Genomic DNA, 7,268 nt, shown 5'->3' with positions numbered 1-7,268 from the left:
CGCCAATTGCGGAAATATGTATATACAGTTTGCCATGGGGGAAAGTCTCCGGGTAAGTTTCGCCATGTACATCCTTGAGTTAATACATAAAAGATGGCATTAAGTACGCACCAAATATCTACTTCTCGTTTTCTACCACCAGTTTTAGCTCTTGGAATTAAAGGTTCTATTAGTTCCCACTGTTCTTTAGTTAGGTTGCTGGAGTATACTTTACTCATTGCTCTCTACGGTTCTGTATTTTTGTATTTACAGATTATACCCTGAGAGCTTTTTTTACTCAACTTCTAACTTTTCAAACACCCTCTAACACCGGAGATGTTACAAATTGTCATAATCAGAATCTGCAATGTAGGTTAAAATCACTTTGTTTGTTGTAAATTAACCTATTTATGTGGGTATGAAGAGTCCAAAAAAGCAATATTCAACTTTAGTACAAATGCTACGGCATCAGGCAGTCCATCAATCTAACCAAATAGTATTTAGGTTTCTTCTCAATGGAGAACAAGAAACAGATAAATTAACATATCAAGAGTTAGACCAAAAAGCCAGAGCAATTGCATATCAACTACGTAAAACTATTAATCGGGGTGAAAGGGTATTATTGCTATATCCGCCTGGTTTAGAATTTATTAGCGCCTTTTTTGGATGTTTATATGCTGATGCGATTGCAGTTCCTGTGAATCCTCCACGACCGAACAGACCAGCGACTCGACTCTTAGCAATCAAATCAGATTCACAAGCGACATTAGCAATCACTACCACCTCTCTATTAAACAAACTACAACTTAAACTAGCTAATTATTCAGAATTAGCAACTTTACCTTTGATAACTACTGATGACATTAATCTTAACCTAGCTTCAGAATGGCAGCCATCAGTAGCAACCATAGACTCTTTAGCTTTTCTCCAATACACATCTGGATCTACAGGCACACCCAAAGGAGTGATGGTAACTCATGGTAATTTACTACACAATTCCGAGTACATCAAACAAGCGTTTGAACTTACACCAGAAAGCGTGTCCGTAAGTTGGCTACCCAGTTTTCATGATATGGGTCTAATTGATGGGATTATTCAACCCTTGTACACGGGATTTATGGCAGTTTTGATGGGATCTGAATTTTTTATCCAGTCCCCTTGGCGATGGCTACAGGCAATTACAAACTATAAAGCTACTCACTGCGGTGGACCCAACTTTGCCTATGATCTTTGCACTCAAAAGATTACACCTCAACAAATGGAATCCCTGGATCTAAGTAGATGGGAGAGTGCTTACAGTGGTTCAGAACCGGTAAGAAGGGAGACTTTAGAGCGGTTTGTGGCTAAATTTGCCCCTTGTGGTTTTCGCGCCAACAGTTTTTACCCCTGCTATGGTATGGCTGAATCCACCTTAATGATTTCCGGCGGACTCGTTGAAGAAGAACCAATTTACTGCACAGTTACAGCAGAAGCATTAGAACAAAAATTGGTAACAGAAGCATCTTCAGACAGCCAAAATGTCAGAAATATAGTTGGATGTGGACGTGCTTGGTTGGACACAAAAATTATTATAGCTGAACAAGACTCATTTAAGCAATGTATCTCCGGTCAAATAGGGGAAATATGGGTATCAGGTGAAAGTATTGCCCCAGGCTATTGGAACCAACCAGAACTTTCAGATCAAGCCTTTGGAGCTTATCTAGCAGATACTAATCAAGGTCCTTTTCTCCGCACTGGGGATCTGGGATTTTTGCGGAATGGCCAGTTGTTCATTACTGGACGCATCAAGGATCTGATTATCATCAGAGGTCGCAATTATTATCCCCAAGATATCGAACTCACAGCAGAAAGTAGCCATCCGGCTTTGCGTGCTAATTGTTGTGCAGCTTTTGCGGTAGAGAAAGACAATACAGAGCATTTGGTAGTTGTGGTTGAAGTCGAACGTACACACCTACAACATCTGAATGTCAAAGATGTCGTAGCAGCAATCTCCGAAGCAATCATGCAGCAACATGAAATCCATGCTTATGCTATGGTACTGATTAAAACTGGCAGTATTCCTAAGACTTCCAGTGGCAAAATTCAACGGTGTATTTGCAAAGAAAAGTTTCTCGACCAAACTCTCAATATTGTAGGAGGAAAAATTGGCAACTCAGAGTTATCAAGTCCTTTGATTTTAACTGCATAAATTGAGGAAACACCAATCAATGTCCATACGATTAGATAGCCCAACACAACATCAAAGTCCGAAGATAACCATAGAAAATGATTATCTCAAATCCCTGCAACAGCGTTACGCTTTTGCTACTATCTTGATCCCTTTTTTTGGTTTCGTAATAGCCATCTATACAACTTTTAAGTTTGGTATTAGCTCAGTAGAAATTGGACTATTCCTGGTAATGTATACCTTGACAATGCTGGGAATAACAGTGGGTTTTCATAGACATTTTGCTCACTGTGCTTTTAGGACAAATACAGTCATTAGAGTCCTTTTGGCTATATTGGGGTCTATGTCCGCGCAAGGACCTGTCATCCAATGGGCAAGTATTCACCGTAGGCATCACAAGTATAGCGATCGCCCTGGTGATCCCCATTCACCGCTAATCTACCAAGGAGAAAAATGGGGAACTTTACGGGGATTGTGGCATGGTCAAATTGCTTGGATGTTGAACAGTGACGTGACGAATACGGCTGTTTTTGCCAAAGACTTGCTCAAAGATCCCGTGATCACTAAGGTCAATCGCTTATATCTGACTTGGGTTGTCCTGGGTTTAGCCATTCCGGCTATCCTAAACGGACTTCTAACGGAGACTTGGACAGGCGTTTTGCAAGGATTTATCTGGAGCGGATTGGTGCGAATGTTTTGCGTCAATCATGCCTTTTGGACAATTAATTCCATTGCTCACTGTTATGGACAGCGCCCTTTTGATACAGAAGAGCAAAGCCACAACACATTCTGGCTATCCCTAGCAAATTTTGGCGAAGCTTGGCACAACAATCATCATGCCTTTCCTAACTCAGCCCTCTTAGGTCTGAAATGGTGGCAAATTGATATTGGTGGTTGGGTGATTCTTGCTCTCAAAAAAGTAGGTTTAGCTTGGGATATCAAAACCCCCACAGCAGGGATGATCACAGAAAAGTTGAATGTTCACAAACAGCCTGAATATTCAGAATTAGATGTCAACAACTTCTAGCAAACTTGACTAGATCCAGATTGTTTTGTACTTTTAACCATATTGTCGAATCTATAGGATTGAGCAAATGACAACACATTTCGATAGCACAATACCAAATCAGAAGACAAAAGTTATTATCAATGACTACATTAAAGGGCTGCAATATAAACATTTTTGGTTGTACAACTTCATCCCCTTTCTGGGAACAATTGTGGCACTGATTTCCCTCTGGTGTCTACCCATTGGACCTATTGAGATCGGGATGCTTACTGTCATGTGGGCTTTGACCATGACCGGGGTGAGTGTAGGTTTTCATCGCTACTATACCCATCGTTCTTTTAAAACTCACCAGGTAATCCGGGTGATATTCGCCATACTTGGTTCTGTCGCTGGGCAAGGTCCATTAATTTCGTGGGTAGCCGTCCATCGTCGTCATCATGAATGTAGTGACCTACCCGGAGATCCCCATTCCCCAAATCTTCACGGTCAGGGATTTTTGGGAACTATCAAAGGATTATGGCATTCCCATGTCGGCTGGTTGATTGATCATGATTATCCTAATCCTACATATTATGCTCCCGAACTCCTGCGAGATCAAACTATATCCAAAATTAGCCGATTTTATCTAGTTTGGATAGTTCTTGGTCTAGCCATTCCCACTGTGATCGGCGGACTACTTCATTGGTCTTTGATAGGAGCATTGCAAGGCTTTCTTTGGGGTGGTGTCGTGCGAATTTTTCTGGTAGATAACATCATATTGAGTGTCAATTCTGTATCTCATGTCTATGGGACTCATCCTTATCAAACAGGAGATCAAAGCAAGAATAACCCTTGGGTGGCGATCCCCACTTTTGGTGAGTCTTGGCAAAACAATCACCATGCCTTTGAAAGCTCCGCTGCTATTGGTTTGAAATGGTGGCAAGTTGACTTGGGTTATGCAGTAGTTTGGATATTCGCAAAATTAGGCTTGGTTTGGGATGTAAATCTGCCCACAGCCAAGATGATGGAAGGGAAAAAAATTACCATAGCTCAGGACTAAACTCCCGACTACAAAACTTATGTAGGTTAAGCAAACAATGCAAGTAATCACAATCAAAAGCGATCGCCTGAAAAGACAACAGGAAATTCACGGCATCAGTAATCTCATTATTCCCTTTCTCGGCTCTGTTGCCGCAGTCATACTGACTTTTCAGATCGGTGTGAGTGCCGTAGACATCTGGCTGCTGCTGATTATGTATTTTTTAACAGCGATTGGCGTAACAGTAGGACTACATAGACACTTTGCTCACTGCTCCTTTCAAGCTCATCAAACTGTCAAAATTATCCTTGCTGTCCTGGGTTCTATGGCCGCAGAAGGACCCCTAAATTATTGGGTAGCCACCCATCGTCGTCACCACAAATACAGCGATACCCCCGGAGATCCCCATTCCCCCTTTATCAAAGAAGACAAAAAATTGGGCTTTCTCGAAGGACTATGGCATTCTCATGTCGGTTGGACATTCAATCATGAACTCACTAACACTTTTATCTTTGCCAAAGACATGGTGCGAGATCCGATCATGAACAAAATTAGCCAACTCTATTATTTATGGTTGTTTTTAGGGGTAGCTATTCCCGGTGTTATTGGTGGCATAATCTCAGGAACTTGGATGGGTGCGTTAACAGGAACATTATGGGGTGGCTTTCTCCGCATCTTCCTCCAACACCATTTAGGCTTCTGGACAGTTGGCTCTCTTGCCCATCTATTAGGAAATCGTCCTTTTCATACGGACGACTATAGCCGTAATAACCTCTGGGTGGCTTTGTTTACCTGTGGAGAATGGCACAACAACCATCACGCTTTTCCTAATGCAGCAATTCATAGTTTCCAATGGTGGCAATTAGATATGGGTGGCTTAGTGATTCGACTATTAGAAAAGCTCGGTTTGGTTTGGGACCTGAAAATGCCCACAGATGAGATGATCGCCGCTAAAAAAAGAAAGGTTAATGCTACTGAAGCCATCAATTAACCTTCAAGTCAGGCATGAAATACACCAAAGCAATCATCAATAGCAACAATGGATTTAACTTCTCAAGTAATTACAGAAACTCTTGTCAATCCAGATAAGGGTTCCTCACTCAAATTGGATTTACTGTGGGTTGGCATCGACTTTTTAGCCACAATGCTTTTAAGGCCAATGTCGTCGTTCGGGTAACTTTGGCAATTCTTGGCTCTATGGCTGCCCCCGGTCCTTTGCTTTTGGCAGTAGCCGCCCATCGTCGTCATCATGAATATGCTGATCAACCAGGAGATCCCCATTCTCCGCATCTGTTTGGAGGAGGATTTGGTGATCAGATCAAAGGCTTTTGGCACGCTCATGACGGCTGGTTAGCTACCAACAGAGAACACCCCAATACCATCCACTATGTCCCGGACTTACTGCGCGATAAAGCACTAACAACAGTGAGCCGATATTATTTACTGTGGGTGACTTTAGGACTGGTAATTCCTGCTGTTATCGGCGGAATTTTCACAAACTCATGGTTGGGAGCATTCCAAGGCTTTCTTTGGGGCGGACTGGTGCGGATGTTCTTTGTCAATAACCTGATCAATGGTGTCAATTCTTTCTCTCACGTCCTTGGAGGTCGCTCCTTTAATACCCCCGATTACAGCCGGAACAATCTCTGGCTGGCTCTTCCTTCCTTAGGTGAAGGATGGCACAATAGTCACCATGCTTTTCCTCAATCAGCCATTTTCGGTTTCGACTGGTGGCAAATTGATATCGGTGGCTGGGTCGTCCTGCTTTTAGAAAAGCTGGGTTTAATTTCCGATGTCAAGATTCCTACAGCCGATACTATCAAAGCTAAAAAAGCCTTTTTAGCAGCTAGAAAGGCCACATAGCCGGATTGCACTTTTAACCACCCAATCAAAGTTTTTATCTCAGACCAATTCAGGAGAAAATACAGATGAAAATGCAAAATCAAGAGATCATTGCCGAAAAACAGCAAACTGTAGCCGCTATTCAAGCCTGGTTAGTTTCCTATTTATCCCAACTTCTGGAAATTGATCAAAATGAAGTCAATGTTACAACTTCTTTTGACCGCTATGGTTTGGATTCCTCTGCAACTATTGGATTAACTACCGATTTAGGTGATTGGTTGGGACGTTCTATTGATCCAACTATCACCTATGATTACCCCTCAATTGAGTCTCTATCAGAACATCTATCTGGATCATAAGCTAATTCAGTTCTGAGAAAATATTAACCCCCTTGCTATTAGCTGGGGGTTGAAAAATTAGATGTTGAAAATATTTTTTAAATCAAAAATCAAGAGATATGGAAAGTATTAATTTCACAGTAACCCATGTAAAAGTTAGTTCAGAAAAATCTTATGCCCAAGTTACCACTGCTATAGAGTCATTAGTTGGTAAAGCTAATAATCTAATTTTTCAAAAGCTGATAGATGCAAATGCCTCTTTTACAGACGTAGAAAATGCAGTTAAATCAATGGTTGGTAAAAATGATCTGATGATTTTTACACACCTGGAATCTGGTAAAGTGCTTTCCTTATGTGGCAAATTTAAACAAGCAAAACTCTATATTATTGGCAACCCGCTCATAGCTAATCGAATGTTTGAAGAAGATCCGGCAGTCGGCCTTTATGTTCCCCTGCGACTTTTTGTGTATGATGAATATAATGGTAAAACTTGCATTATCTATGACAAACCTTCATCTCTCCTAGCTAGATTTGAAAATCAGAAAATTTTGAGGGTTGCAGAAATGCTCGATCAAAAGTTGGCAGAATTAGTAACAATGGCTGTCCAATAGTATATCAGGAGTCAAAATTAATAAGAGTTTCGCGCAAAGGTGCAAAGGTGCAAAAGAAGAAAGACTAAAATACTTCTAAGCCTGGAAACTGTCCCATTTTTTGAGCTTGTGCAGCTTCTCCACAAGTATGAGGTGTAGGGAATATTTTACCAGGATTTGCTAAACCTTGAGGATTAAAACCCACATTCCGCAGATACTAAAGCAAATTTAGGAATTAAAAATTTAGAGAAAGTAAAGCCTGAAAAGATTGCCGAGCAAAGATTTCAGGCTTTTATTTGTTAAAATAGTGTGATCAAATAGAGAG

Annotated in this window: 8 protein-coding genes; 7 read left to right on the top strand and 1 reads right to left on the bottom strand. The window is 41.2% G+C overall.

The annotated features are described in order from the left end of the window. The coding region (locus IQ226_RS23975) for a transposase (RefSeq protein WP_193896637.1) at positions 1-218 on the bottom strand (218 nt) is incomplete at its 3' end. Positions 219-397: 179 nt separating this feature from the next. Here IQ226_RS23975 and IQ226_RS23970 point away from each other — a divergent pair. The 7 genes from IQ226_RS23970 (at position 398) to IQ226_RS23940 (ending at position 6,964) form a co-directional block, all read left to right on the top strand. Then, positions 398-2,167, top strand: coding sequence for a fatty acyl-AMP ligase (locus IQ226_RS23970; protein ID WP_193899567.1), 1,770 nt, complete (start codon positions 398-400; stop codon positions 2,165-2,167). 19 nt (positions 2,168-2,186) lie between these two features. Then, entirely contained in the window at positions 2,187-3,173 is a 987-nt protein-coding gene (locus IQ226_RS23965) for an acyl-CoA desaturase (RefSeq protein ID WP_193899565.1), read from the top strand. Positions 3,174-3,417: 244 nt separating this feature from the next. Continuing rightward, entirely contained in the window at positions 3,418-4,194 is a 777-nt protein-coding gene (locus IQ226_RS23960) for an acyl-CoA desaturase (RefSeq protein ID WP_228039647.1), read from the top strand. A 37-nt stretch (positions 4,195-4,231) separates the two neighbouring features. Then, positions 4,232-5,164 (top strand): acyl-CoA desaturase, encoded by a 933-nt coding sequence (locus IQ226_RS23955; RefSeq protein WP_193899562.1) that lies wholly within the window; start codon positions 4,232-4,234, stop codon positions 5,162-5,164. A 113-nt stretch (positions 5,165-5,277) separates the two neighbouring features. Continuing rightward, positions 5,278-6,036 carry an acyl-CoA desaturase gene (locus tag IQ226_RS23950; protein ID WP_370567225.1) on the top strand — a complete coding sequence of 253 codons (759 nt, stop codon included), beginning with the start codon at positions 5,278-5,280 and terminating at the stop codon, positions 6,034-6,036. Positions 6,037-6,101: 65 nt separating this feature from the next. Then, complete coding sequence (locus IQ226_RS23945; RefSeq protein WP_193899558.1) at positions 6,102-6,374, top strand: acyl carrier protein; 273 nt, start codon at positions 6,102-6,104, stop codon at positions 6,372-6,374. 98 nt (positions 6,375-6,472) lie between these two features. Further along, complete coding sequence (locus IQ226_RS23940; protein WP_193899556.1) at positions 6,473-6,964, top strand: DUF302 domain-containing protein; 492 nt, start codon at positions 6,473-6,475, stop codon at positions 6,962-6,964. Positions 6,965-7,268 lie beyond the last annotated feature (304 nt).

This window comes from Dolichospermum sp. LEGE 00240, assembly GCF_015207875.1.
Classification (GTDB): Bacteria; Cyanobacteriota; Cyanobacteriia; order Cyanobacteriales; family Nostocaceae; genus Dolichospermum; species Dolichospermum gracile.
This window is presented reverse-complemented; position numbering and strand designations above follow the sequence as displayed.

What these genes read in the sequence shown, in the direction of transcription:
- IQ226_RS23970 (WP_193899567.1), top strand. Translation starts at nt 398, where the DNA reads ATGAAGAGTCCAAAAAAGCAATATTCAACTTTAGTACAAATGCTACGG.
- IQ226_RS23965 (WP_193899565.1), top strand. Translation starts at nt 2,187, where the DNA reads ATGTCCATACGATTAGATAGCCCAACACAACATCAAAGTCCGAAGATA.
- IQ226_RS23960 (WP_228039647.1), top strand. Translation starts at nt 3,418, where the DNA reads ATGCTTACTGTCATGTGGGCTTTGACCATGACCGGGGTGAGTGTAGGT.
- IQ226_RS23955 (WP_193899562.1), top strand. Translation starts at nt 4,232, where the DNA reads ATGCAAGTAATCACAATCAAAAGCGATCGCCTGAAAAGACAACAGGAA.
- IQ226_RS23945 (WP_193899558.1), top strand. Translation starts at nt 6,102, where the DNA reads ATGAAAATGCAAAATCAAGAGATCATTGCCGAAAAACAGCAAACTGTA.
- IQ226_RS23940 (WP_193899556.1), top strand. Translation starts at nt 6,473, where the DNA reads ATGGAAAGTATTAATTTCACAGTAACCCATGTAAAAGTTAGTTCAGAA.